Origin of the sequence: Agromyces albus, assembly GCF_004134825.1 — a bacterium.
Classification (GTDB): Bacteria; Actinomycetota; Actinomycetes; order Actinomycetales; family Microbacteriaceae; genus Agromyces; species Agromyces albus.
This window is the reverse complement of record NZ_SDPN01000027.1, coordinates 26,512-51,346: the sequence shown is the minus strand read 5'-3', so window position 1 is coordinate 51,346 and position 24,835 is coordinate 26,512. Positions and strand designations below refer to the sequence as shown.

The 24,835-nt window shown below is 69.7% G+C and carries 17 protein-coding genes and 1 tRNA gene; 8 read left to right on the top strand and 10 right to left on the bottom strand.

What is annotated here, in order from left to right:
* The coding region (locus ESP51_RS13815; protein ID WP_206737315.1) for a PD-(D/E)XK nuclease family protein at positions 1–1,867 on the top strand (1,867 nt) is incomplete at its 5' end.
* Positions 1,825–5,157, top strand: coding sequence for an ATP-dependent DNA helicase (locus ESP51_RS13810; RefSeq protein WP_129521475.1), 3,333 nt, complete (start codon positions 1,825–1,827; stop codon positions 5,155–5,157). The genes ESP51_RS13815 and ESP51_RS13810, both read left to right, overlap by 43 nt.
* Here the strand turns inward: ESP51_RS13810 and ESP51_RS13805 are convergent.
* The gene (locus tag ESP51_RS13805) at positions 5,088–6,317 is read right to left on the bottom strand and encodes a phosphotransferase (protein WP_129521474.1); all 1,230 of its coding nucleotides are present in this window, start codon (positions 6,315–6,317) and stop codon (positions 5,088–5,090) included. The genes ESP51_RS13810 and ESP51_RS13805 overlap by 70 nt on opposite strands.
* Before the next feature lie 86 nt (positions 6,318–6,403).
* Here ESP51_RS13805 and nudC point away from each other — a divergent pair, with 86 nt between their 5' ends.
* Both nudC and ESP51_RS13795 read left to right on the top strand, forming a co-directional pair.
* On the top strand, positions 6,404–7,345 hold the full coding sequence (nudC, locus tag ESP51_RS13800) for an NAD(+) diphosphatase (RefSeq protein WP_164990523.1): 942 nt from the start codon (positions 6,404–6,406) through the stop codon (positions 7,343–7,345).
* Entirely contained in the window at positions 7,342–9,120 is a 1,779-nt protein-coding gene (locus ESP51_RS13795) for an ATP-dependent helicase (RefSeq protein ID WP_164990522.1), read from the top strand. The genes nudC and ESP51_RS13795 overlap by 4 nt, the downstream gene beginning before the upstream one ends.
* An 804-nt stretch (positions 9,121–9,924) precedes the next feature.
* Here ESP51_RS13795 and ESP51_RS13790 read toward each other — a convergent pair.
* Entirely contained in the window at positions 9,925–11,298 is a 1,374-nt protein-coding gene (locus ESP51_RS13790) for a zinc-dependent metalloprotease (protein WP_422386851.1), read from the bottom strand.
* A gap of 162 nt (positions 11,299–11,460) precedes the next feature.
* Between ESP51_RS13790 and ESP51_RS13785 the strand changes: the two genes are divergently transcribed.
* Entirely contained in the window at positions 11,461–12,582 is a 1,122-nt protein-coding gene (locus tag ESP51_RS13785) for a YlbL family protein (RefSeq protein WP_129521471.1), read from the top strand.
* 98 nt (positions 12,583–12,680) lie between these two features.
* Entirely contained in the window at positions 12,681–15,566 is a 2,886-nt protein-coding gene (locus tag ESP51_RS13780; RefSeq protein WP_164990521.1) for a UPF0182 family membrane protein, read from the top strand.
* Positions 15,567–15,628: 62 nt separating this feature from the next.
* On the opposite strand, the gene ESP51_RS13775 is transcribed toward ESP51_RS13780, so the two are convergent.
* On the bottom strand, positions 15,629–16,987 hold the full coding sequence (locus ESP51_RS13775; protein ID WP_129521470.1) for a glycoside hydrolase family 18 protein: 1,359 nt from the start codon (positions 16,985–16,987) through the stop codon (positions 15,629–15,631).
* 237 nt (positions 16,988–17,224) lie between these two features.
* Here ESP51_RS13775 and ESP51_RS13770 point away from each other — a divergent pair.
* Positions 17,225–17,301, top strand: a tRNA-Met gene (locus ESP51_RS13770).
* A 56-nt stretch (positions 17,302–17,357) separates the two neighbouring features.
* Here ESP51_RS13770 and ESP51_RS13765 read toward each other — a convergent pair.
* The 7 genes from ESP51_RS13765 to ESP51_RS13735 all read right to left on the bottom strand — a co-directional run bounded on the left by ESP51_RS13765 (position 17,358) and on the right by ESP51_RS13735 (position 23,044).
* Positions 17,358–18,425 carry a HoxN/HupN/NixA family nickel/cobalt transporter gene (locus ESP51_RS13765; RefSeq protein ID WP_129521479.1) on the bottom strand — a complete coding sequence of 356 codons (1,068 nt, stop codon included), beginning with the start codon at positions 18,423–18,425 and terminating at the stop codon, positions 17,358–17,360.
* A gap of 35 nt (positions 18,426–18,460) precedes the next feature.
* Entirely contained in the window at positions 18,461–19,123 is a 663-nt protein-coding gene (locus ESP51_RS13760; protein ID WP_241843171.1) for an urease accessory protein UreD, read from the bottom strand.
* A 128-nt stretch (positions 19,124–19,251) separates the two neighbouring features.
* On the bottom strand, positions 19,252–20,040 hold the full coding sequence (gene ureG / locus ESP51_RS13755; RefSeq protein ID WP_129521469.1) for an urease accessory protein UreG: 789 nt from the start codon (positions 20,038–20,040) through the stop codon (positions 19,252–19,254).
* The gene (locus ESP51_RS13750; RefSeq protein ID WP_129521468.1) at positions 20,033–20,698 is read right to left on the bottom strand and encodes an urease accessory protein UreF; all 666 of its coding nucleotides are present in this window, start codon (positions 20,696–20,698) and stop codon (positions 20,033–20,035) included. The genes ureG and ESP51_RS13750 overlap by 8 nt, the downstream gene beginning before the upstream one ends.
* The gene (locus tag ESP51_RS13745) at positions 20,698–22,395 is read right to left on the bottom strand and encodes an urease subunit alpha (protein ID WP_129521467.1); all 1,698 of its coding nucleotides are present in this window, start codon (positions 22,393–22,395) and stop codon (positions 20,698–20,700) included. Before ESP51_RS13745 ends, ESP51_RS13750 begins: the two co-directional genes overlap by 1 nt.
* On the bottom strand, positions 22,382–22,732 hold the full coding sequence (gene ureB / locus ESP51_RS13740) for an urease subunit beta (RefSeq protein WP_129521466.1): 351 nt from the start codon (positions 22,730–22,732) through the stop codon (positions 22,382–22,384). The genes ESP51_RS13745 and ureB overlap by 14 nt, the downstream gene beginning before the upstream one ends.
* Before the next feature lie 9 nt (positions 22,733–22,741).
* Positions 22,742–23,044 carry an urease subunit gamma gene (locus ESP51_RS13735; protein ID WP_129521465.1) on the bottom strand — a complete coding sequence of 101 codons (303 nt, stop codon included), beginning with the start codon at positions 23,042–23,044 and terminating at the stop codon, positions 22,742–22,744.
* Positions 23,045–23,509: 465 nt separating this feature from the next.
* Here ESP51_RS13735 and urtA point away from each other — a divergent pair, with 465 nt between their 5' ends.
* The gene (urtA, locus tag ESP51_RS13730) at positions 23,510–24,805 is read left to right on the top strand and encodes an urea ABC transporter substrate-binding protein (protein ID WP_129521464.1); all 1,296 of its coding nucleotides are present in this window, start codon (positions 23,510–23,512) and stop codon (positions 24,803–24,805) included.
* Positions 24,806–24,835 lie beyond the last annotated feature (30 nt).

Here is a 24,835-nt window from a genome sequence, read left to right as displayed (position 1 = left end):
ACCCGCCGCTGCGGCGCTACTCTCCGCGGCATCCCTCGCGCTCGGTCGCGAGCCGCTCACGCCCGAGCTCGCCGTCGCGGTGCTCACCGGCCCGCTGGGCCGACTCGACGGCGTCGGCTTGCGCCGGCTCCGTCTCGCGCTCCGCCACGAGGAGCTCGCCGGCGGCGGCGACCGCACGGGCGACGAACTGCTCGTCGAGGCCCTCGCTGCACCCGGCGGATTCGAGACGATCGATGCCGCCCCGGCGAGGCGCGCAGGGCGACTCGCCAAGCTCCTCGCGGCAGCGCGAGGCGTGGCCGAGAGTGGCGGCACCGTCGAAGAGCTGCTCTGGGCACTGTGGAACGGCAGCGGCCTCGCCACCGAGTGGGCGGCGCAGGCGGCCGGCACGGGCGTGCTCGCCGAAGAGGCGAACCGCGCACTCGACGCCGCCGTCGCGCTCTTCGCAGCCGCCCAGCGATTCGTCGAGCGCGAGCCCGAGGCGCCGGCCTCCCGCTTCGTCGACGAGGTGCTTGCGAGCGAGTTGCCCGAAGACTCGCTCGCTCCCAGACGCAGCGCCGAGACCGTGCTCGTCACGACGCCGCCCGCGCTCATCGGGCGAGCGTTCGAGGTCGTCGTGATCGCCGGCCTGCAAGAGGGAGTCTGGCCGAACCTGCGACCGCGCGGCACGCTGTTGCACGCCGCGCTCCTGCCCCGCGTCGTCGCGGCGGCTCGCGCGGGCGAGCCGCTGCCGGCACCCGAGTCGGTCGCCGAAGCGCGCGCGTCGGTGCGCGGCGACGAGCTGCGTCTCTTCGCCCTCGCTGCGTCGAGGGCCACTCTCCAGCTCGTGCTCAGCTGCACGGCGAATGACGACGAGCAGCCGTCGATGCTCATGGGGTACGCCACGCAGCGCATCGCGGGTTCGCGCCGTCGTCCGCTCCACCTCCGCGGGCTCGTCGGCGCATTGCGTCACGAGGCGGCCGCCTCCCCGTCGGGCGAGGCGCCGGCCGCGCTCGCGCTGCTGGCCGAGGAGGGCGTGCCCGGAGCGAACCCCGACGACTGGTACGGGCTCCGGCCGCTCTCGTCGACCGCCCCGCTCGTCGACCTCGACGGCGACCCCGAGGCGCTCGTGCCCGTGTCGCCGTCGCAGATCGACCGGGCCGAGGAATCACCGCTCGGCTGGTTCATCGACCACGTCGCGTCGCCGCCGTCGGGGCTCGCCGCCTCGATCGGCACGATCGTGCACGCGGTCGTCGAAGAGGCGGGTGCCCGCGACGACGGCGACACGAGCATCGAGACACTCTGGGCGGCGGTCGAGCTGCGGTGGCGTGAGCTCCGCTTCGAGGCGGGCTGGGTGGCCGAGCGCGAGCGTCGCGGGGCGCGACGCATGGTCGAAGGGGCATCCGACTACCTCACGAACTTCGCCGACGACGGCAAGGTGCTGCTCGGCGCCGAAGGCCGGTTCACGCTCATCGTCGATCGCGTGCGCATCACGGGCACGATCGATCGCGTCGAGGCGTCGCCCGACGGCACGACCGTGATCGTCGACCTGAAGACGGGCCGCACGCCCCCCACCGCCGAACAGACCGCAGCGCACCCACAGCTCGCCGCGTACCAGCTCGCGGCTCGTGCAGGCGAGGTGCCGCACGCCGGCGCCCAGGGCGGGGCGAAGCTCGTGTACCTTGCGAAGCCCACGCGGGGCGTGGGCTACACCGAACGTGCCCAGCAGCCGTTCGACGACGACGCCGAAGCCGCATTTCGCGAACGGCTCGCCGCGGTCGCGCGCACGATGGCCGGCGCCGAGTTCGAGGGGCCGGCCGAACTCGGATTCCGCTCGCGATTCGGCGCATGGCAGTACCGAGTGCACCTCGTGCCGGCGGTGTCGGCGTGAGCGCGGGGCTCAGCGCCATCGAGATCGCCGCGCGCCTCGGCCTGCACGCGCCGACCCCTGAACAACGCGCGGTCATCGAAGCCGACCCTCGCGGCCAGAGCATCGTCGTGGCGGGCGCCGGCAGCGGCAAGACCGAGACCATGGCGAATCGTGTCGTGTGGCTGCTCGCGAACGGCCACGTCGACGTGCCCGAGGTGCTCGGCCTCACCTTCACTCGCAAGGCCGCCGGCGAGCTCGCCGAGCGAGTGCGCGAGCGCGTGGCGCAACTCGTGGCCGAGGGCATCGCCGACGTCTCGCTCGACCCGCTCGAATCCGCGTCGGTCGGCACGTACAACGCCTTCGCGAGCGCCATCTACCGCGAGCACGCGATGCTCATCGGGCGCGAACCCGACGCCGCCGTGCTCGGCGAGGCATCCGCTTGGCAACTCGCCCGAACCGTCGTCGCGGCATCCGATGACCCGCGGCTCGTCGAACTCGACGCCTCGCTCGACCGGGTCACCGGCGCCGTGCTGGCGCTCAGCCGCGCGCTCGCCGAGAACGTCGCCGACAGTCGCGACGTGCGGGCGATGATCCGGGATTTCCTCACGATGGAAGGGCTGCCCATCGAGGCGCCCCGCAAGCGCACGCCGTTCGCGTCGTTCACCGACGCGCTCGGCGTCGTCGGCGCCCTGCCGCCGCTCCTCGAGCTCGCCGACGCCTACGCGGCGGCCAAGCAGCAGCGCGGCTACGTCGAGTTCTCCGACCAGGTCTCGCTCGCCCTCGAGATCTGCACGAGGAATCCCGAGGTGGTCGCCGCCCACCGCGAGCGCTACCGCACGGTGCTCCTCGACGAATACCAGGACACGAGCGTCGTGCAGACGAAGCTGCTCGCGACGCTGTTCGCCGGGCAGCCCGTGATGGCCGTCGGCGACCCCGACCAGTCGATCTACGGATGGCGCGGCGCGAGTGCCGCGAACCTCGCGCGATTCGGCGGCGACTTCGCCACCGCCGGCGACGCGTCGGTCTTCGACCTGTCGACGAGCTGGCGCAACCCCAGGGTCGTGCTCGACGCGGCGAACGCGCTCATCGCGCAGCTCGACGCCGGCATCCCGAAGGCACCGCTCGCCGCACCGCCCTTCGCCGGCCCGGGGCGGCTCGAGTTCGAGTGGGCCGAGACGATCGAGCTCGAGGCCGATCGCGTCGCGCGCTGGTTCGCCCAGCGCCTCGTGCGGCGCGGCGACGGCCAGGCACGCAGCGGGGCCCTGCTCTGCCGCACATTCGCGAACGTCGGCGTGTTCACGGCGGCACTCCGGGAACACGGTGTACCCGTGCACGTGCTCGGCATGGCGGGCCTGCTCGACCAGCCCGTGATCGCCGACCTCGTGTGCGTGCTGCGAGTGCTGCACGATCCGTCGGCGGGGTCGGAGCTGGTTCGCGTGCTCGGCGGCGCGCGGTGGCGAATCGGTGCGGCCGACCTGGCGGCGCTGCACGGCCTCGCCAAGTGGCTCGCCGACCGCGACTTCGCCGCTCGCCGCCTCGGCGACGACGTGCGCGCGGGCCTTCGCGCCTCGATCGCGCCCGATGAGTCGCCCTCGATCGTCGATGCCCTCGACTACCTCCTCACCGCGCCAGACAGCCATTCGGCGCTCAAGGGCTTCAGCGAGACGGGGCTCGCCCGCATGCGACGCGCCGGTGCGCAACTGCAATCGCTTCGTCGGCGCGCGGGGCTCGGCCTCGTCGACTTCGTCAGCCTCGTGCAGCAGGAGCTGCTTCTCGACATCGAGGTCGCCGCGAACGCCGCACAGCCGCTCGGGAGGCCGAGCCTCGAGGCGTTCGACGAGCTGCTCGCGGGATTCGTCGACGTCTCGGAGCATCCGACCCTCGGCTCGTTCCTCGGGTGGCTCACCGAGGCCGAGCAGCGCGACCGGCTCGCACCGCGACACGACGAACCCGAGCCGGGCGCCGTGCAGGTGCTCTCCATACACGGGTCGAAGGGACTCGAGTGGGACGTCGTGGCGATCCCGCGCATGGTCGAAGACGAACTGCCGTCGAAGCCGAGGTCGGCGAAGGGCTGGCTCGCATTCGGCGAGCTGCCGAACGACTTCAAGGGCGACCGCGACGAATTGCCCGAACTGGAGTGGCGCGGCGTGCAGAGCCAGGCCGAGTTCGACGAGGCGGTCACGGCCTTCGCCGCCGAGAACCGCGAGCGGCACGCCGCCGAAGAGCGACGCCTCGCCTACGTCGCCCTCACGCGCACTCGCGCCGACCTCCTCCTCACCGGGTCGTGGTGGTCGACGCAGAAGGCGCCGCGACAGCCGAGCCCCTTCATCCGCGAGCTCGTGCACGCCGGGGTCATCGAGGCGAGTCGACTCCCCACGGCACCCGAGGCCGACGAGAATCCGCGCGGCGACGTCGTCGAGCGTGAACGCTGGCCGCTCGATCCGCTCGGCGAGCGACGATCGGCGGTCGAGGCCGCTGCGCGCGCCGTGCGTTCCGCCGCCGAGGGCCCGAGCGGCGCCGGCATCGGCCCGCGTCTCGCCGAGCAGATCCGCCTGCTCCTCGAGGAGCGGCGCCGTCGCGCCGACGGCCCCGGCACCCCCGACATCCCGGCCCGCGTCCCGGCGTCGAGGTTCAAGGACTACGTCGACGACCCGGCCGCCGTCGCCGCCCAGCTCCGGCGCCCGATGCCGCAGCGGCCCTTCCGTGCCACCCGCATCGGCACGCTCTTCCACGAGTGGGTCGAGCATCGATCCACCGGCGAGGGCGAGGCTGCGGCGATCGATGCGCTCGAGGGCCTCGGCGACGGCACCGGCACCGGCACCGGAGCAACCGGCGGGCCAGGCGACTCCCGCGAATCCGGCCTGTATGTCGCGGATGCCGCCCCCGAGCGCCTCCGCGCCCTGCAGGCCACGTTCGCGGCATCCGAGTGGGGCACCCGCAAGCCCATCGCCGTCGAGCTCGAGCTGCACCTGCCGATCGGCGGCAACGTCTTCGTCTGCAAGCTCGACGCCGTCTACGAGGTCGAGCCGGGCAGCGAGCTCGCGGCACGCGGCATCCGATACCAGCTCGTCGACTGGAAGACGGGCAAGGCGCCGCGAGACGCCCGCGATCTCGAGCTCAAGCAGACGCAACTCGCGCTCTACCGTCTCGCCTACGCGAGCTGGGCGGGCGTCGCGCCCGAGATCGTCGACGCGGTCTTCTATTTCGTCGAAGACGACCGCGTGATCCGCCCCGAGCAGCTCTACGACGAAGCGGCGTTGCGGCGTGCCTGGGCGTCGGTCTCGGCGTCGGAGTCGACGGCGTCGGTCTGACCCGTGCGGGCAGGCGGGCTTGCGTCGCCCCAGTCGCTCAGGTCGAGCGGGATCGGGGCCGTGGCATCCATCGGCGGCGCATCGCGCTCACCGGCGTCGCGGCGTTCGAGTTCCGAGAAGTCGTAGCTGTCGGTGAGCATGCTCGAACTCCCCTCGCGCGGCACGTGGTCGCGCGGCGTCTCGTCGAGCAACCGCTCGACATCGCCGACGGTGAGGATCGGGCCGGTCTCGGGCGACAGCGGCTCACTCGAGTGGTCATGCACGCTCTCGACGAGACCGTCGAGCAGCCCGACCGCGTCGTCGACGATCGACTCGTCGTGAACCTCGACCCCGTGCAGCAGCCACTTCGCGAGCTCGAGCTCGCCGTAGAGCAGCGCCCGCTGCGGCAGGTGCGCGTCGGCGCCGCCCTCGCGAGCGCCGATGTATGCCTCGAGCGCTCGCTCGGCGGCGGCGCCTCGCGACGTGAGCAACCAGTGCAGGTCGATCGCCGGGTCGCCGAGCGCGAGCGCGGACCAGCCGATGATGCCGGTCACCGTCTCGCCGTCGACGAGGATCGAGTCGGCGCTCAGCGCGCCGTTGACGACCGTGGGGCGGAATCGCCAGAGCGCCTCGTCATCGGTGGCCTCCTCCCAGCGGCGAAGGATCGCGGCGGGCAGGCGACCGGTGTCGGCGGTGCGGCCGATGAGCTCGACGACCGCATCGTGCGACTCCTCGGCGGTCTGCCGCGGCAACCCGGCGTCGGCGACGAAGCCGCTCGGCAGGGCGTGCACGGCGGCGATCGCAAGGCCCACGGATGCCGCGAGCCGCTCGTGCGCGGTGAGCTCGTCGGCCGACTGCACCGAACCGGGCAGGTACTCGGTGACGATCGCACGGGTGCCGTCGATCGGTGCCTGCCCGACATAGGTCGGCACGGCGAACGGGAGACGCGCGCGGATTCCCGGCGTCAACGCACGAAGCGCCACGAGGTCGGCCGATTGCTCGGACTCCGCGGCTTGTGAACGTGGGACACGGATGAGCAGGTGCTGCTCGTCGAGGGCGGTGAGCTCCACCGCGTCGAACGCGCCATGGCTGCGGCGAGTGTGCGGCCGAGCGGCGTTCACCTCGAGACCGGGCACCGCCGCCGTGGCCAACGCGGCTAAGGTGAGAGGGGGTCTGGCCATGGCACTCAGCTTAAGCAGGCATCTCCGCGAGCCGAGCGACCGCCACGCCTTCCGGCCGACTCCGACCGAGCAGCGAGAGGTGGTCCGTGACCGTTTCCACGTCCCCGCCACTGGCCCGCGCGCCGATCGATCGTGACGGCAGGACCCGCGCCGATCCCGACTTCGAGGCGCGATTCGACGCCGATCCGGCCTCGCGCGTCGTGGCAGTGCGGCTCGGCCGGGCGCTCCTCGCCGAGCGCATCGAGGGCTCGGCGCCGGCGCTGGAGCTCCGGCATCCGAGTGAACTTCCCGAGCCGACACTGCGCTGCTACCTCGGCCGCGCCGATGACGTCATGTTCGAGGTGCGGGTGTTCGACGAGGATGCCGCGGCCCTGATCGAACCCGAAGAGGCACGCTGGTCGGGCCTCCGGCAGGCCGTGCCCGTGCTCGGCAGCCGCGATGCCGCGCTCATCACCGAGGCGGTGGCGATGGCGACCTGGCACGAGGGGCACGCGCACTGCCCGCGATGCGGCGCGACGACGGTCCCGGTGCAGGCGGGCTGGTCGCGGCGCTGCGAGAACGAGGGCAACCTGCTGTTCCCGCGCACCGACCCCGCAGTCATCGTGCTCGTCGTCGACGACGACGATCGCGTGCTCCTCGGGTCGAACGCGCTCTGGGAACAGCACCGATTCTCGCTGCTCGCCGGCTTCGTCGAACCCGGCGAGTCGCTCGAAGCCGCCGTCGTGCGTGAGATCGGCGAGGAGGCCGGCGTGCTCGTCGACCGCGTCGAATACGTCGCGTCGCAGCCCTGGCCGTTCCCGGCGAGCCTCATGCTCGGCTTCACCGCGCGAGTCGCCGACGGGACTCCCGCTGCATCGGCGGTGGCCGACGGCGAGGAGATCATCGAGCTCCGCTGGTTCAGCCGCGACGAGCTCGTCGCCTCGCTCGGCGAGATCGCCCTTCCCGGAGAGACGTCGATCGCCCGGTGGCTGCTCGAGCGGTGGTTCGGCGGCCCGATCGACGAGGGCCTGCCGTGGTCGACGCGATGACCGCGCCATCCGACCCCCTGCTCGACGCCCTCGACGATGAGCAGCGCGTCGCGGCAGAGGCGCTGCTCGGCCCGGTGTGCGTGCTCGCCGGTGCGGGCACCGGCAAGACGCGCGCCATCACGCATCGCATCGCGTACGGCGTATCGTCGGGCGCCTACGACCCCGCCCGGGTCATGGCGCTCACGTTCACGTCGCGAGCGGCCGCCGAGCTCCGCGCGCGCTTGCGTGCGCTCGGCGCGGGTGCGGTGCAGGCGCGCACGTTCCACGCCGCGGCGCTCGCCCAGTTGAACCACTTCTGGCCGCTCGTCGTCGGCGGACAGGCGCCGCGAGTGCTCGAGTACAAGGGCCGGTTGCTCGGCCAGGCGGCCGAGAAGCTGCGGCTCAGGGTCGACGTGCCGACGTTGCGGGATGTCGCCGCTGAGATCGAATGGCGCAAGGTGGCGGCCCTCGGCCCCGACGCCTATGCGGCGCGCCTCGCCACTCGCGGTGCGCCGGGAGCCCTGAGCGCCGAGCAGTTCCTCGCGCTCGTGCAGGCGTACGAAGACCTGAAGGACGAGCGGCGCATGCTCGACTTCGAAGACGTGCTGCTCGCGACGGCCGGCATGATCGAGTCCGAGGCATCCGTCGCCATGCACGTGCGGGAGAGCTACCGGCACTTCGTCGTCGACGAGTACCAGGACGTCTCGCCGGCCCAGCAGCAATTGCTCGAGCTCTGGCTCGGCGGTCGCCGCGACCTGTGCGTCGTCGGCGACGCGAGCCAGACGATCTACTCCTTCGCGGGGGCGAGCTCGCAATACCTGCTCGACTTCGAGCGCCGATTCGACGATGCGATCGTCGTTCGGCTCGAACGCAACTACCGATCGACTCGCCAGATCGTCGGCGTCGCCAACCGCCTGATGCGCGGCCGGGCGGGCGCCCTGCGGCTCGAGGCCGTCGCCGACCGGCCGAGTGGAGGCGAAGCGGATGCCGCGCCGATCGCCCCGCTCGCCGAGCCCATGGTCACCGCCTACGCCGACGAGCTCACCGAGGCCCGCGGCGTCGCCACCCGCATCCGCTCGCGCATCGACGCGGGCACCCCGCCCGAGTCCATCGCGGTGCTCATGCGCGTGAACTCCCAATCGGCGATTCTCGAGCGAGCACTCGAAGAGGTGGGCGTCGGCTCGCGGGTGCGCGGCGCGTCGCGGTTCTTCGACCAGCCCGAGGTGCGCGAGGCGGTGCACGCACTGCGTGCGGCGGCGCTCACGATTGCGGGCGAGCCCCTGTTCAAGTCGGTGAGCGACGTGCTCCGCTCGATGGGGTGGACGGTGCAGCCGCCCGACGGACCGGGTGCCGTGCGAGCCCGTTGGGAGTCCCTCAATGCGATCGCGCGACTCGTCGACGACGCCCCGGCGGGCACGACATTCCGCGCGTTCGCCGATGAGCTCCGCGCTCGCGCTGAGGCGCAGCACGAGCCGACCGTGTCGGCCGTCACCCTTGCGACCTTGCACTCGGCGAAAGGCCTCGAGTGGGATGACGTCTTCATCGTCGGCCTGACCGAGGGCATGCTGCCGATCGCCTACGCGAAGGGGTTCGACGCCATCGACGAGGAGCGCCGCCTGCTCTACGTCGGGATCACGCGGGCACGGCGCCGGCTCGAACTGAGCTGGCCGCGCCAGAGCGGAACGCATCGAGGGGAACGGGAGCCGTCGCGTTTCCTCCAGGAGCTCGGCAACCGCACGCGGGGTGCGGGGGATGCTGCTGGTGTCGCGGCTCGTCGCCGGGCCTCGGCAGGGTGATCGACGCGGCGGCGAGATCGGTGGTGCCTCGCGAGATGCGGTCGTCGATGACCGACGCCGCAAGTGCCGCAGCATCGTGGGCGAGGCGAGCGGTGAGACCCGCCGCCGCTCGCCCGGCGAGCTGTGCGCCGATCACCGGCCAGGCAGCGTCGGCGTCGCGCCGCGAGAGGTCGAGGCAGCGCAGGCACGGCCCGCTGCCCGGTTCGACGAGGGGGCCCACGCGCGCGCCCGACTCGTCGAAGACGAGCGCGAGGTGCGGTACGTCGCTGCGAAGCCAGGGCAGGTAGCGCGGCGGCGGGATCACCCAGGCGGCCGCGATCACCACGAGGTCGACATGGTCGGGATCGGCCTCGTCGACCGGCGTCACGTCGTAGCCGAGCGCCGTGAGGCTCGACTCGAGGAGCTGCGCCACGAGGCCGTCGGCATCGAGCGCGATCACGGCCCGGTGCGATCGGTCGACGGATGCCGCGTCATCCGCTGCGTCCTCTGGTTCGAATACGGGGGCGAGCACGTCGAGCAGCCGCGCGATGTCGGCGGGGGAGCCGCCGAGGCCGGCTCCGATCGTCTGGAGCGTCGAGAGGCGTGCGCCGTGGCGGAGGGCTGCGATGAGGCCGGTCTCGAGCTCGCCCGGATCGCGGAGCACGACTCGCGGCGCCAGGGCACCGAATTGCAGTTCGTGGGGCGAGCGCCACACGAGCGGGAGGGCCGGGTCGATGCGGGGGACCATGCGGAGAGCTTGCCCCAAGTACCGCGGAGGCGGCGGCATCCGTCCACAGGGCCCGTGACGCAGGCGGCGCTCGCCGCTTAGGGAGCCGGCTCCTCGCCGTCTTCGCCCGGAGCCGCGGGGGTCTCGCCGCGCAGCAACTGCTCGAGCGCCTGGTCGAATTCGTCGTCGGCTTCGGTGCGAGATTCGGCGCCCGTGAGTCGAGCGACGAGCGCGCTCGGGTCGTCGAGGTCGGCGGCCGTCGGCAGCAGGTCGGGATGCGACCAGAGCGCATCGCGCGCGTCGACCCCGACGGCGTCGGTGACGGCGCGCCACATCGCGGTCGCCTCGCGCAACCGCCGCGGCCGCAGCTCGAGTCCGACGAGGGTTGCGAACGCGGATTCGGCCGGGCCGCCCGAGGCGCGCCGGCGGCGGATCGACTCGGCGATCGCGTCGGACTTCGGCAGTCGCTCGGTGGCAGCGGCCGTAGCCGCGTCGACCCAGCCCTCGACGAGGGCGAGCATGGTCTCGAGCCGGGCGAGCGCCGCCTGCTGGGCCTCGCTCTTCGGGCGGATCAGCGCGCCGTTGACGACCGCGTTGCGCAGCTCTTCGGGGTTCGATGGGTCGAATCCCTCGGCGAGCTCTTCGAGCCGATCGGTGTCGATGTCGATGCCGCGTGCGAACGCGGTGATCGCGGTGATGAGGTGCAGGCGCAGCCACCTCGCGTGCCGGAAGAGTCGCGCATGCGCGAGCTCGCGCACCGCGAGGTAGAGCTCGACCTGGTCGTTGGGGATGTCGAGTCCCTCGCCGAACACTGCGGCATTCTGCGGCAGGATCGCGGCGTGGCCGTCTTCGAGCAGGGGAATGCCGATGTCGCCGCCGGAGACGACCTCGGTGGCGAGCTGGCCGACCACCTGACCGAGCTGCATCGCGAAAAGCGCGCCGCCGATGCCCCGCATCATCCGGCTGGCACCCTGGATCATCGACTGCAGCTCTTCGGGAGCCTGCTCGCTCATGACCCTCGTGAGGGAGTCGGAGATGCTGAGAGCGACGGGTTCGGCCAGTTGCGACCAGATCGCGATCGTCGCGGCCACCCACGCGCGTCGAGTGAGCAGTTCGGGGGTGCCGGCCAGCGCTGAGAACGAGACCGCCTCATCGAGCCAGAGCGAAGCCACCTGGAACGCCTGGTCGAGGCGGGCGCGCTCCTGGTCGGTGACCTGACGCTGGCCGGAGGCCGCTCGCTCCTCGCCCTGGCGCTGGGCGATGCTCCAGTCGATGCCATCGCCGGCCTGGTTCATCGCCTGCTGCAATTGACCGAACAGCGCGGCGATGCTCGCCGGATCGCTCGGCAGGCCGGCCGCCCCCGCGAGCCGCGACGGATCGATGCCGCCCGCGCCCGAGAGCAGTTCGCGGAGCATCTCCCGGAACTCGTCTTCGGGGTTCAGGTCGCCAGGCTCATCGTCTCGATCGGCCACTGCAGCCACCTCCCAGTCGCGTCTCGTCAACCGTAACGCGAGCGCATGGCCCGATGTCTGGGAAATGGCCTAGGCTGGCGTTCCGGGTGTCCGCCCTTCGCGAACAGCGCCGGGCCACGGGCCCGCACACCGGCGACGACACCCCGGAAGGAACGAACACGGATGGCCCTCTTCGCCGACGAGCCGTCACCGCATGCTCCGTCGTCGGCACGGTACGAGCGCCGCCCGTTGCGCGAGCGCATCGGCTGGGCGTCGCTCACGATCGCCACGGCCGTCGCGGTGGTGTTCGCGCTGGTGCCGACGCCCTACGTCATCGAACGCCCCGGGCCGGTCTACGACACGCTCGGCACCGCAGACCGCGACGGCGAGGCGGTGCCGCTCATCGAGATCCCCGACGAGCGCACCTATCCGACCGACGGCCAGCTCAACCTGCTCACGGTTTCGGTGATCGGACTCCCCGGTCAGACCCCGAACTGGCTCGAGGTGCTCGCCGCGTGGATGGATCGCACCCGCTCGGTCGTGCCGGTGGAGGCGGTCTTCCCGGCCGGCGTGAGCAATGAAGATCGCGACGCCCAGAACGAGGCGGCGATGGTCGACTCGCAGCAAGACGCCATCGCCGCGGCGCTCGTCGAACTCGGCTACGACTTCCCCCGCGAGGTGACGGTCGCGGGGCTGCTCGAGGACTCGCCCGCCGACGGCGCCATCGCCGAGGGCGACGTGATCGTCTCGGTGAACGGGCGCGACGTGCATTCGGTCGACGAGCTGCGCGGGGCGGTGCAGGAGAACGGGCCGGATGCCGCGGCGTCGCTCGTGATCGTCCGCGACGGCGTCGAGCAGACCGTCGAGGTCACCCCCGTCGACCGAGGTGGCACGAGCGTGATCGGTGTCGGGGTGCGGATGCGCTACGAGTTCCCGATCGAGGTCGAACTCCAGCTCGACAACGTCGGCGGACCGAGCGCCGGAATGATGTTCGCGCTCGGCGTCGTCGACAAGCTCACTCCCGGCGCGATGACGGGCGGCGAGAACGTGGCGGGAACCGGCACGATCGACTCCGCGGGCGAGGTCGGGCCCATCGGCGGCATCCGCCAGAAGCTCTGGGGCGCCTCGGATGCCGGTGCCGACTGGTTCCTCGCCCCCGAGGCGAATTGCGGCGAAGTGGTCGGGCACGTGCCCGACGGCCTCGAGGTCTTCGCCGTGTCGACCCTCGAAGAGGCCCGCACCGTCGTGGAGGATCTCGCCGACGGGGCGGTGACCGGCTCCTACCCCTCCTGCACGGCTGGCTGAACAGCCGGCTCCAAGCGAACCAACCGTAGGATGGAATCTCGATCCCATCCCGACCGAACACGAGGCCGAGAGTGTCATCACAGTCGCAAGAACCGAGGATGCCGCGCCGTCGCGCGCCGATCGCGATCACGATCGGGGTGGTCGCAGCCCTCGTCATCGCATTCTTCGTCTTCGCAGGCCTCTACGCCGACGTCCTGTGGTTCAGCCAGCTCGGCTTCCTGCCGGTGCTCACCACCGAGTGGATCTCGCGCATCGTGCTCTTCGTCGTCGGCTTCATCGCCATGGCGCTGCCCGTGTGGGCGTCGATCCAGATCGCCTATCGCTCGCGACCGGTCTACGCGAAGCTCAACTCGCAGCTCGACCGCTACCAGGAGGTCTTCGAGCCGCTGCGCCGGCTCGCCATGTTCGGCATCCCGGTCGTGCTCGGCGTGTTCGCGGGCGTCTCGGTCTCGAGCCGGTGGGAGCTCACCCTCACCTTCCTGAACCGCACGCCGTTCGGCACCACCGACCCCCAGTTCGGGTTCGACGTGGGCTTCTTCGTCTTCGAGCTGCCCTACTACCGTTCGATCGTCGGCTTCGCCTCGGCCGTGGTGCTGCTCTCGGTGCTGCTCGTGATCGCCACGAACTACCTGTACGGCGCCATCCGGGTGAGCGGGCGAGAGGTCGTCATCTCGAAGTCCGCGCGAGTGCAGATCGCGATCACGGCGGGCATCTACCTGCTCCTCCAGGCCGTCAGCATCTGGTTCGACCAGTACGCGACGGTGACCGAGACCGGTGAGCTCATCACGGGCGCGGCGTACACCGACGTGAACGCCACGATCCCAGGCCGTGGCATCCTCGCGGCCATCGCGGCGGTCGTCGCGGTGCTGTTCTTCATCACGGCGGCCATCGGCCGCTGGCGCCTCCCGCTCATCGGAACGGCGCTCCTCATCGTGTCGAGCATCCTCATCGGCTCGCTCTATCCCTGGGTGGTGCAGCGCTTCCAGGTCGACCCGAGCGCCCGCACGCTCGAGGCGCCCTACATCCAGCGCAGCATCGACCTCACTCGAGATGCCTACGGTGTCTCCGACATCGAGCAGATCCCCTACAAGGCGACGACCGACGCCACGCCGGGCGCCTTGCGCGAAGACGCCGAGACCACGGCCAACATCCGCCTCATGGACCCGCTGCAGATCAGCGACGCCTTCGCGCAGCTCGAGCAGTTCCGCCAGTACTACCAGTTCCCCGACGCACTCGACGTCGACCGCTACGAGATCGACGATCGCACGCAAGACACGGTCGTCGCCGTTCGCGACCTCAACCTCGCCGGCCTCGGCGATGCCCAGACGTGGTTCAACACGCACCTCGTCTACACGCACGGCTACGGACTCGTCGCCGCGGCGGGCAACCAGCGCTCGGTCGACGGCCAGCCCGTCTTCATGCAGTCGGGCATCCCGTCGACGGGTGATCTCGGCGAATTCGAGCCGCGCGTCTACTTCGGCGAGGAGTCGCCCGACTACTCGATCGTCGGCGCCCCCGAGGGCAACGACCCGGTGGAGCTCGACTATCCCGCGGCCGGCGACGGCGGGCAGACCCAGACCACGTTCAAGGGCGACGGCGGCCCGAAGCTCGACAACGTGTTCACGAAGCTCGTCTACGCCCTGAAGTTCCAGTCGGAGCAGATCTTCCTCTCCGACGTCGTCACGAACGACTCACAGATCCTCTACGACCGCGACCCCATCGAGCGCGTGCAGAAGGTCGCGCCGTACCTCACGCTCGATTCCGACGCCTACCCGTCGGTCGTCGACGGGCGGATCGTCTGGATCGTCGACGGCTACACGCTCACCGACCAGTACCCGTACTCGAACAAGCAGAGCATGAGCGACGCCATCGCCGACAGCGAGGGCCTCGCGCCCACGCTCGCGTTCGACGAGGTGAACTACATCCGCAACTCGGTGAAGGCCACTGTCGACGCCTACGACGGCAAGGTCACGCTCTACGCGTGGGATGAGGAAGACCCCATCCTGCAGACGTGGCAGAAGATCTTCCCCACGACGCTCCAGCCGATGAGCGAGATGTCGGGCGAGCTCATGAGCCACGTGCGCTACCCGTCCGACCTGTTCAAGGTGCAGCGAGCGGTGCTCGGTCGCTACCACGTGACCGACGCGAGCTCGTTCTACTCGCGCGAAGACGCGTGGACCACGCCGAAAGACCCGACCGCAGGCGCCGGCAGCACGCTGCTGCAACCGCCCTACTACCTCACGATGCAGATGCCCGGTCAAGACGACCCCGCGTACTCGCTGTACTCGTCGTTCATCCCCGAAGCCCGGGGGGAGGCGAGCCGGAACGTGCTCCGCGGGTATCTCGCCGTCGATGCCGACGCCGGCAACGTCGACGGCGAGCGCGCCGACGGCTACGGCACGCTTCGGTTGCTGACGTTGCCCGAAGACGACAACGTGCCAGGTCCCGGCCAGGTGCAGAACAAGTTCAACGGTGACCCGAGCATCTCGGCGCAACTGAACATCCTGAAGCAGGGCCAGTCCGAGGTCATCAACGGCAACCTGCTGACGGTGCCCGTCGGTGGCGGTCTGCTCTACGTCCAGCCGGTGTACGTGAAGTCCACCGGAGAGACGAGCTACCCGCTGCTGCAGAAGGTGCTCGTGGCCTTCGGCGACAACATCGCCTTCGAGGACACCCTCGATCTCGCGCTCGACGTGCTGTTCGGCGGCGAGTCCGGCGCCGAAGCGGGCGACAATGAGGTCGAGCCGGGCACCGAGCCGACGACGCCGCCCGAGGAAGGCGCTCCCACGACGCCCGAGACGCCAGCGACGCCGACCGACGAGGTGCAGGCATTGCTGAATGAGGCATCGCAGGTGCTGAAAGACAAAGAGGCCGCGCGCGTCGAGGGTGACTGGGCCGCCTACGGCGTGGCCGATGATCGGCTCGCCGAGATCATCTCGAGCCTGCTCGAACTGACGACGGCGACGTCGACGCCGACCGGGTGAGCTGAGCGGGCTGAGCGCCGGCCGAGACTGATGGCGTTGCCATCGGCCTCGGCCGGCTCCGTTCAGTCCAGCGGTCCGGACTCGGCGGCGCGCAAAGCCCCGCCGAGTGTACCGCCGAGCTCGTTGCGGTAGTCGCCCGAGAGGTCCCACCACATGGCGCCGCCGTATCCTTCGCTCGTGAGCCAGTCCGCCTTCGCCGTGACCGACGACGGGTCGTCGAGGCTCCACCAGTCGCCGGTCGCGGCGTCGTAGCGCCACGCGGCCCCGACTGCGGCATCGAAGAACGCGTCGCCGACATCGCGGATCTCGAAGTACGGCTTCGTGCCGATCGATCCTGCAGCGGGCTGCCACGCCTCGGCGCCGTTCGTGACGCCGCTCCAGCCGTGTCCATAGGCCGCGAGGCCGGCGTTCAGCTGGTCGGGGCGAGCGCCGGCGTTCACGTACATGCCGACCGCGCCGTCGAGGCCGAGGCCCCAGTTCTGCGTGCCATCGGGATGCAGGTTGCCCTGGTGTCCCGTCATGTTCGGCACCCAGCCGCCGTGGAAGTCGTAGCCCTGCACGTTGAGGAAGTCGACGGCCGCGAACAGCCGTGGGTCGAGCCAGCCGCCCTGCCCGGCATTCCATCCGCCGGCGGGGGCGAAGGCCGTGAGCAGGTAGTCCTCGCCGGTCACCGCGCCGTAGGCGTCGAGCTGCCCACGGAACTCCTCCATGAGGGCGAGGAAGTTCTCGTTGTCGGCCGGAGTCGCGTTGGCCGTCTCGCCTCCGGTGACCGGCCACTCCCAATCCACGTCGATGCCGTCGAAGATTCCGGCCGCCGCGCCGGGGCCGCCCTTGCCGTCGATCACGGGCAGGTTGCCCTTCAGGTACAGATCGATGCACGAGGAGACGAGGGCGGTGCGACTCTCGGGTGTCGCAGCCGCCGCCGAGAAGTTGTCGGACCAGGTCCAGCCGCCGAGCGAGATCAGCACTTTCGTCTCGGGGCTGCGCTCCTTGAGCTTGCGCAGCTGGTTGAAGTTGCCGGCGAGCGCTTGCGCCGGCTTGTCCTTCTTCCCGTCGACGGAGTCGGCTGCCGAGACGAGCCGGAGGAAGTCGTTGTGCGCATCCCCCTCGCCGGCGGCGTCGAGGATGTCGCAGCGGAGATCTGCGGTGACGTTGCCGAAGGCGTAGTTCACGTGCGTGATGTCGCGGATCGCGCCCGTGTCGAAGAGGTCCTCGATCTGGTAGTCGCGAGTGACGGGCGCGTCGGACATGAGATAGCCGACGCTGCGATATCCGTTGATGTCGGCCGGGCCCGTGATGGGCGGCGGTTTCGAGCCGCTGGGTGCGGCGAGGGCGGGGGAGGCGATCGCAGAGGCGGCGATCGCGGTGGCGGTGGCCAGCGTGATCGAGGCCCGGCGGAGCGTGCGGACGCGTGGTGACATGGAATCCTCATCGGTCGTGTCGGGAGTGCACCCGACGAAGTGGAGCGGTCTCGGGGACAGTACCAACGAGCGAGCGAGTTGGGAAGGGTTCCTAACAAAGTGGGGGATTTCGACAACCGATTCCGGTACGGATGCCTGAGATCAACAGTCCGTTGTGATGCGATGTACGGATGCCGCACGCGACCACGGCCTCGATTCGACGGTGGCCCAGACGCATGCTAGTGTTGTCTCTTGTGCCGCGGGGTGGAGCAGTTCGGTAGCTCGCTGGGCTCATAACCCAGAGGTCGTAGGTTCAAATCCTGCCCCCGCAACCAATAGATCCGGCGCAGCCCCAGGCTGCGCCGGATTTTTTCGTTTGCGCAGGGCTGCCTTACTTCTGGCGCGATCGCCGCCATAGGACAACAGCGCCGAGCCACATGACGATCAGGCCACCAGCGATTCCGAACCCGATCACGTTGAGGTCCAAGCCGGCTGCCAGCTGCCACACGCCGCCATTGAGTCCGAGTTCTTGGCCGAGCATCGCGACGAGCTCGGTGGTTCCGACTGCGACGGCAACGATGACGGAGATCGCGGTGATGGCCAGATTGTACCGAAGCTTGCGCGCACCGTCGGCGAACGCCCAACCGTACGCGTAGCGCATCACCAGTCCGTCGGCGGTGTCGAGGAGTGACATGCCCGCGGCGAAGAGGAGCGGTAACGCGAGCAGGGTGTACCACGCGAGACCGGATCCCGTGTTGGTTGCGGCAAGGACCAGCAGGCCCACCTCGGTTGCGGTGTCGAATCCGAGGCCGAAGAGCACGCCGAGCGGATACATCTGCCAGGGTGCGCGGATCGCTTGCATCACCGGTGCGAAGAGACGGGTGAGGGGGCCGCGGCTCGTCGCGTGCTCTTCCACCTGAGTCATCGTGATCTCACCGGAGCGCACGCGCCGATATGTTCGCCACGTCGATGCCAGCAGGACGACGTTGATCGCCGCGATGATTCCCAGGAACAGACCCGACACGGTCGTGCCCACGGTGCCGGTGACCTGGTGCAGCGCGGAATCGTCGTCCTGGAGCGGACCGGCCAAAGCACCCACGCCGAGCGCGAGAAGCACCACGAGCGCCAGCACGACCGTGGAATGACCGAGGGAGAACCAGAACCCCACCGACACGGGCTTCTTGCCGTCACTGAGCAGCTTCCGGGTCGTGTTGTCGATCGCCGCGATATGGTCGGCGTCGAACGCGTGCCGTAGGCCCAGGACGTAGGCGGTGAGCCCCACCCCGACACTGAGGGACGCGCCGGCACCCCCTTCTCGCCCACCTTGTGCCAGAAGGAGACTGAACCCCGCGAGATGGAGGGCCAGAATGGCCCCAACCATCCCCACGAGGGAGAGGCCGGTTCCATTGCGATGAGAACGCGCTGACGCTGGAGCGCTGCTGCTCGCAGTCGACGACATGGGACTCGACAGCACCGCGCCCGTGGAGAGACGAGTCATTCGACTGACCTGACCGGGTCAACCCCTCGAGGCGAGGACAGCCCTCCTGCCGTGACAGGTACGGCACTGGTCATGGGGGGAACGCCTGACCTGGCCATCTCCGACCACGTCGCCCAGACGTCATCCATCGGCGACTCGTGCATGAGGTCGCCCAAGTGTCGTGCCACCGCCCCGGCTTGGTCGAGCAGCATCGCGCCAGGCTCGGGGTCGGGGCGAAATCCGACCGCGATGACCGCGTCCAGCACTCGCGCCGAGCCCAGTATGCCCGGCTCAGGGAAGGATCCATCGACGTCCAGGTCCTCGTTGAGCACGGGGCCGTCGGAATCCGTGATCGAGAGGTGGGATTTGAGGCGCCCACCCGACTCACCCTGCCGACCCAGCACGATGGTCTCCCGGATGACCGCGCATCCACCCTTATCGAGGTCGATCTGTGTGCGTCGCTCGACGCGTGCGCCCTCTGCGACGACCAGCGGCAAGGCACGCCAGAGGAGCGTTCCCCCGGATCCGACCCGCACATCGAGCGTCCATTGAGAAGGCGACCGCGGAGCCGACCGCGGAGCGCAGTAGGCGACCATGCCGCCGACGTCTTCGAGTTCGAGGGTGCAGTCTGGCCCGACGTCCACCTCGATGTGAACGAGGTCGCCGCCGAGGAGGAGCATGCCGGCCGCGGTGAGGGCAACGTGCGCGGTGCAGGAGGTCCGACCGACAAGCCGCGGAGCCAGCGCTCCGACCACCAAGTCGACGTGCGCCCGGGGAAGCCCGGCCCGCACCGCGATCCGCGTCGTCGTCATTTCCGACTGTCGGAATGTGAGTGGACGTGATGCGGCGCACTCGCGTGGTGCTCGTCCCCGATCTTCTCGTCGTGGGTGTGGACGAAGCCGCCTTCGGGTTGCTCTTCGTCAGCGTGGAAGTGCGGTGCCATCGGCCCGGGGTCCTGAGGCACGTGCGTGCCGCGTCGGTGGCTCTCGAGAACACTGAGCACCCAGGCCCGCAGTTCAGCGACGGAAGCGGCATCCGAGCGTGACAGGGCCAGGACTGCCCTGCCCTGGCGTGCCACCGACGCATCTGCCACCATCTGCGGCACGTCGACCCCGACGTAGGGGGCCAGGTCGGTCTTGTTGACCACCAGCAGGTCGGCTCGTCCGATACCCGGGCCGCCTTTGCGAGCCACGTCACCGCCACCTGCGACGTCGAGGACGAAGATCTGCGCGTCGACCAGCGCCGGTGAGAATGTCGCGGTGAGGTTGTCGCCACCGGACTCGATGAGCACGACATCGAGGGGGGCGAAGTCCCGCTCGAGGTCTTCCGCGGCAAGCAGATTCGTGGTGATGTCATCGCGGATCGCGGTGTGCGGGCACGCGCCGGTCTCGACGGCACGGATGCGCTCCGGCTCGAGAACCCCGGCGGAGCGGAGGAATCGAGCGTCTTCGTCGGTGTAGATGTCGTTCGTGATCACCCCGAGCCGGAGTTCGTCGGCGAGGGATCGGCACACGGTCGCGATGAGCGAGGACTTGCCGGTTCCCACGGGTCCGGCAACGCCCAGGCGCAGTGCACGGGTGGGGGTGTTCTCAGGCACGGAAGAGCCTCCTGGTGGTCAGGGCATGGGCTTCCGACCATGCCTCGCTTTGCGGCGCACTCGCCGCGGGGATCTGGTGGGCAGAGGTGATGCTCGACACTGCGGCGACCTGCGGCTCGATCGATGAGCAGGCTTCGAGCACCATCGCGACACCGTGCGCGGGATCGCCGGGTTCGAGCTTGAGGAGCGCGGCCACGGCGCATGCCATGTCGTCGTAGACGGTGAGCCGGACCAGGCTCTCGGCATCGATTCCCGCGTGTGCGGCGATCGCACCGAGCACGAGCGGCCGCGGCGGGGACTCGTGGAGGTCGTCGAGCGAGGATCGCACTTCGGGCCAGATCCGCCCGGAAAGCCGAAGCAGGCCGCGTCCGAGATCCTTCGACGCTTCACGGATCGCGCGGCTCGGCGTGCGCGCCGCCCATGCCCGCTCGATCGGCGCCATCGTGATGCAGTCGAGCGCCGCGTGCCGGGCGAGCACGGCGGTGCCGGCATCCACCATGCCCGTCGTCCGCGCTCTGGCACGCAGGAATGCGGGCACGTCCGCGACCGGCATCCCCGCCAGCAGGGCCGGCTCCACCCCAGACGACTGCGCATGACCGCCGCTGGGGAGGCGCGCATCCGCCAGCAGCAGGCTGATCGTGTGCGGTGACGGCTGCATCAGAAGAGGTTGTACAGCTGGGCGAGGGGGAGGGATGCCGCGGGCGCCGGTTCGACGTCTTCGCCGTCGATCGCGATCTCGAACGTGTCGGGACGAATGCGGATCGACGGCAGAACGTCGTTGTTCTTCATGTCGGCCTTGCCGATCTGACGCGTGGGCTCGACCGCGGCCAGTCGACGACGCAGTCCGAGCGTCTCGGCGAGGCCGGCATCGAGCGCCGCAGGCGAGACGTACGTCACCGACAGGTCCGCCCCGATCGTGTCACCGAAGGACGGTCGCATCATCACGGGCTGGGGCGTCGGGATGGAGGCGTTCGGATCGCCGAGCGCGGCCCACGCGATCGCGCCGCCCTTGATGACGACAGCAGGCCGGACACCGAAGAACTTCGGGTCCCACACGACGAGGTCTGCCAGCCTGCCGACCTCGATCGACCCCACGTCGTACGCGATCCCGTGAGCGATCGCGGGGTTGATCGTGTACTTCGCCACGTAACGACGCGCGCGCTCGTTGTCTGCCGGCATCCCGCCGCCCAACGGGCCGCGACGGTGTTTCATGACGTGCGCGACCTGCCAGGTGCGCGTGACCACTTCGCCGATCCGGCCCATCGCCTGCGCGTCGGACGAGGTCACCGACAGGGCTCCGATGTCGTGGAGGATATCTTCCGCGGCGATCGTGGTGCCACGGATGCGCGACTCGGCGAACGCGAGGTCCTCCGGCACCGCCGGGTTGAGGTGATGGCAGACCATCAGCATGTCGAGGTGCTCGGCGACCGTGTTGACGGTGTGAGGGAGCGTCGGGTTCGTGGAACCGGGGATCACGTTGGGCAGCCCTGCGATCGAGAGGATGTCGGGGGCGTGACCGCCGCCGGCGCCTTCGACGTGGAACGCGTGGATCGATCGGCCGCCCATCGCCGCGATCGTGGACTCGACGAATCCCGCCTCGTTCAGCGAATCCGAATGCAGCGCGACCTGCAGGCCCCAGTCCTCGGCCGCGCGCAACGACGCGTCGATCGCGGCGGGGGAGGAGCCCCAGTCCTCGTGCACCTTGTAGCCGGCGGCGCCCGCGAGAGCCTGCTCCTTCAGTGCGGCCATCGACACCGTGTTTCCCTTGCCGAGCAGCAGGATGTTGACGGGCAGGGGATCGAGTGCACGGTGCATGGCTGACAGATGCCACGCCCCCGGGGTGACCGTCGTCGCCTTCGACCCCTCCGAGGGCCCGGTGCCGCCGCCCACGATCGTCGTGATCCCGGTGGCAAGGGCCTCGTGGATCTGCGAGGGCGAGAGCAGATGGACGTGCGAGTCGATGGCGCCTGCGGTGACGATGCGTCCCTCACCGGAGATGACATCTGTGGACGGCCCGATGATCATGTCGATGCCGTCGCTGATGTCGGGATTGCCCGCGTGCCCGATCCCGACGATGCGACCATCTCGGATGCCGATATCGGCGCGGATGATGCCCCACCAGTCCAGGATGATCGCGTTCGTGATGACGGTGTCGAGGGCGCCGTCCGCTCGCGTCGTCGTCGCCTGCGCCATGGACTCGCGGATCGACTTGCCGCCGCCGAAGACGGCCTCCTCGCCGCCGACGGTGAGGTCGCGCTCGATCTGGATCCACAGATCGGTGTCGCCGAGCCGCACCTCGTCTCCCACCGTCGGCCCGTAGATCGCTGCGTACCGTGATCGGTCAAGCCAGACCATGGAGCAGCTCCTGTCCGTCGGTCTTGATCTGGATGCCGGGAACCCGGCGCGCCCCGCGCAGTGCCACGGCATCGAGCGCCCGCGACGCGCCCGGCTCGAAACGCTGCGACGTCCCGGAGGGGATGTCGAGGCGGAATCCGTGTGCGAGGGCACGGTCGAACTCGAGGGCTCCATTCACGTCGGGGAGGTGGATGTGGGAACCGATCTGGATCGGGCGGTCGCCCGTGTTCACGAACACGAGCCGGATGCGCTCGGCCTCGCTGCGGTCGGCATTGAGCTCGATGCGGCCCGGTTGGATTCGGTAGGCGCCAGGGCCATGCGGGGAGGGGGATGCCACGGCGACTCCTCAGTCGATCGGGTGGTGGACGGTGATGAGCTTGCGACCATCCGGGAACGTCGCCTCGACCTGCACGTCGGCGAGCATCTCAGGAACGCCCGGCATCACCTGATCACGCCTGAGCACGGTTCGGCCCTCCTGCATCAGCTCGGCGACGCCATGTCCTTCTCTGGCTCGTTCGATGACCCAGCACGACAACAGAGCGACCGTCTCGGGGTGGTTGAGCAGGATGCCCCGCTCGAGCCGGTCGCGCGCGATCATCGCAGCGACCGACAGCAGGAGCTTCTCGGTTTCGGCGGGAGTGAAGTGCATTCGGGCCTCCGGGCGGGTGATGTCAGAAGTGTGCCATATCGAGCACCATCCATCGGAGGTCGTCGCCCGCCGGATTTCCGCGTCCGGTCATACAAGCCCGGAATCACGGGCGCTGCGCCTCGATTCCCGGCTGACCTTAACAGGATCGGAACAATCGAGAAATGTCAGAGTAATGTCACGGTCCCATGCTGGCAACTACCGCAGCAGTCGGCGATCACCTTGCGCCGATCCAAACCGGCAAGCGAAGCCCGGCACCATCCGACATCGAGACGCACGCACCACCGGACCAGCCCCTGCAGCACGCCCCGATTCACCGATCAGCTCGTTCCGTCACACCTTCGGCACCCCCTCCTTTTCGGGGTGCCCCGGAATGGTGCCGGGGCGACGGCGTCATTCGGCGTGCCTGCAGGACGCAGCATCCGACCGAGAACGCATCACCTGCATCACACAGAAACGGAGATCCACATGAAAACGACACGAACTCGAAGGGCGCGCAGCCTGCTGGCGGTTCCCGCCCTTGCGGCGGCTGTGACCCTCGTGCTCGCCGGCTGCGGTTCCCGCGCCGGCGACTCCGCGGAGCCGACCGCGGCGGCCGAGAGCTGCATCGACACGTCCGGCGACACGATCAAGCTCGGCTTCCTCAACTCCCTGACCGGTGGCATGGCGATCTCTGAGCAGACCGTCTCCAACGTCCTGCACATGGCCGCCGACGAGATCAACGCCGACGGCGGCATCCTCGGCAAGCAGATCGAGTACGTCCAGGAAGACGGCGCCACCGACTGGCCGACCTTCGCGGAGAAGACCGAGAAGCTGCTCACCCAGGACTGCGTCGCCGCGATCTTCGGCGGCTGGACCTCGTCGTCCCGCAAGGCGGTCAAGCCGGTCGTCGAAGAGAACAACGGCCTGTTCTTCTACCCGGTGCAGTACGAGGGCCTCGAGTCGTCGCCGAACATCTACTACACCGGTGCGACCACGAATCAGCAGATCATCCCCGCGATGGACTACCTCGCCGCGCAGGGCGTGAAGACGCTGTTCCTGGCGGGCTCCGACTACGTGTTCCCGCGCACCGCGAACGCGATCATCAAGCTGTACGCCGCCGAACTCGGGATCGAGATCGTCGGCGAGGAGTACGTGCCCCTCGACAAGGATGACTGGACCACCCAGGTGTCGAAGATCGTCGCGGCGGACCCGGACTTCGTCTTCAACACGATCAACGGCTCGTCGAACGTCGGCTTCATCAAGGCGTACTACGACGCCGGTCTCACGCCGGAGACGACGCCGATCATCTCGGTGTCGATCGCCGAGGAGGAGGCGCCGGCCATGGGTCACGAGGTCACGGGCAACTACGCGTCATGGAACTACTTCCAGTCGCTCCAGACCCCGAACAACCCCGGCTTCATCGAGCGCTGGAAGGCGTACCCCGACAGCAGCGGGGTGACCTCCGACCCGATGGAGGCCGCATACATCTCGCTGTACCTCTACAAGGCTCTGGCAGAGGCGGCCGGTTCGTTCGACGTCGACGAGATCAATGCCGCCGCTGCGGAAGGCGGAATCACCGTCGACGCGCCCGAGGGCGTCGTCACGCTGGACGGCGAGAACCACCACATCTCCAAGCCGGGCAACATCGGCAGGATCAACGCCGACAACCAGTTCGACATCGTCTGGTCGTCCGAAGGCTTCATCGATCCTGACCCGTACCTCGAGGGGTACGACTGGTTCCCCGCCGACGTCCGCGATGCTCTCGTAGCCGCCGCGGGCTGATCGCCCACCGGGCGTGGGGTCCCGTGCCCA

Coding starts and splice junctions, on each gene's coding strand:
- ESP51_RS13775 (WP_129521470.1), bottom strand. CDS start 16,987: ATGTCACCACGCGTCCGCACGCTCCGCCGGGCCTCGATCACGCTGGCC.
- ESP51_RS13795 (WP_164990522.1), top strand. CDS start 7,342: ATGACCGCGCCATCCGACCCCCTGCTCGACGCCCTCGACGATGAGCAG.
- ESP51_RS13810 (WP_129521475.1), top strand. CDS start 1,825: ATGGCAGTACCGAGTGCACCTCGTGCCGGCGGTGTCGGCGTGAGCGCG.
- ESP51_RS13750 (WP_129521468.1), bottom strand. CDS start 20,698: ATGCAGCCGTCACCGCACACGATCAGCCTGCTGCTGGCGGATGCGCGC.
- urtA (WP_129521464.1), top strand. CDS start 23,510: ATGAAAACGACACGAACTCGAAGGGCGCGCAGCCTGCTGGCGGTTCCC.
- ESP51_RS13785 (WP_129521471.1), top strand. CDS start 11,461: ATGGCCCTCTTCGCCGACGAGCCGTCACCGCATGCTCCGTCGTCGGCA.
- ESP51_RS13735 (WP_129521465.1), bottom strand. CDS start 23,044: ATGCACTTCACTCCCGCCGAAACCGAGAAGCTCCTGCTGTCGGTCGCT.
- ESP51_RS13765 (WP_129521479.1), bottom strand. CDS start 18,425: ATGTCGTCGACTGCGAGCAGCAGCGCTCCAGCGTCAGCGCGTTCTCAT.
- ESP51_RS13745 (WP_129521467.1), bottom strand. CDS start 22,395: ATGGTCTGGCTTGACCGATCACGGTACGCAGCGATCTACGGGCCGACG.
- ESP51_RS13780 (WP_164990521.1), top strand. CDS start 12,681: ATGCCGCGCCGTCGCGCGCCGATCGCGATCACGATCGGGGTGGTCGCA.
- ESP51_RS13760 (WP_241843171.1), bottom strand. CDS start 19,123: ATGCTCCTCCTCGGCGGCGACCTCGTTCACATCGAGGTGGACGTCGGG.
- ESP51_RS13805 (WP_129521474.1), bottom strand. CDS start 6,317: ATGGCCAGACCCCCTCTCACCTTAGCCGCGTTGGCCACGGCGGCGGTG.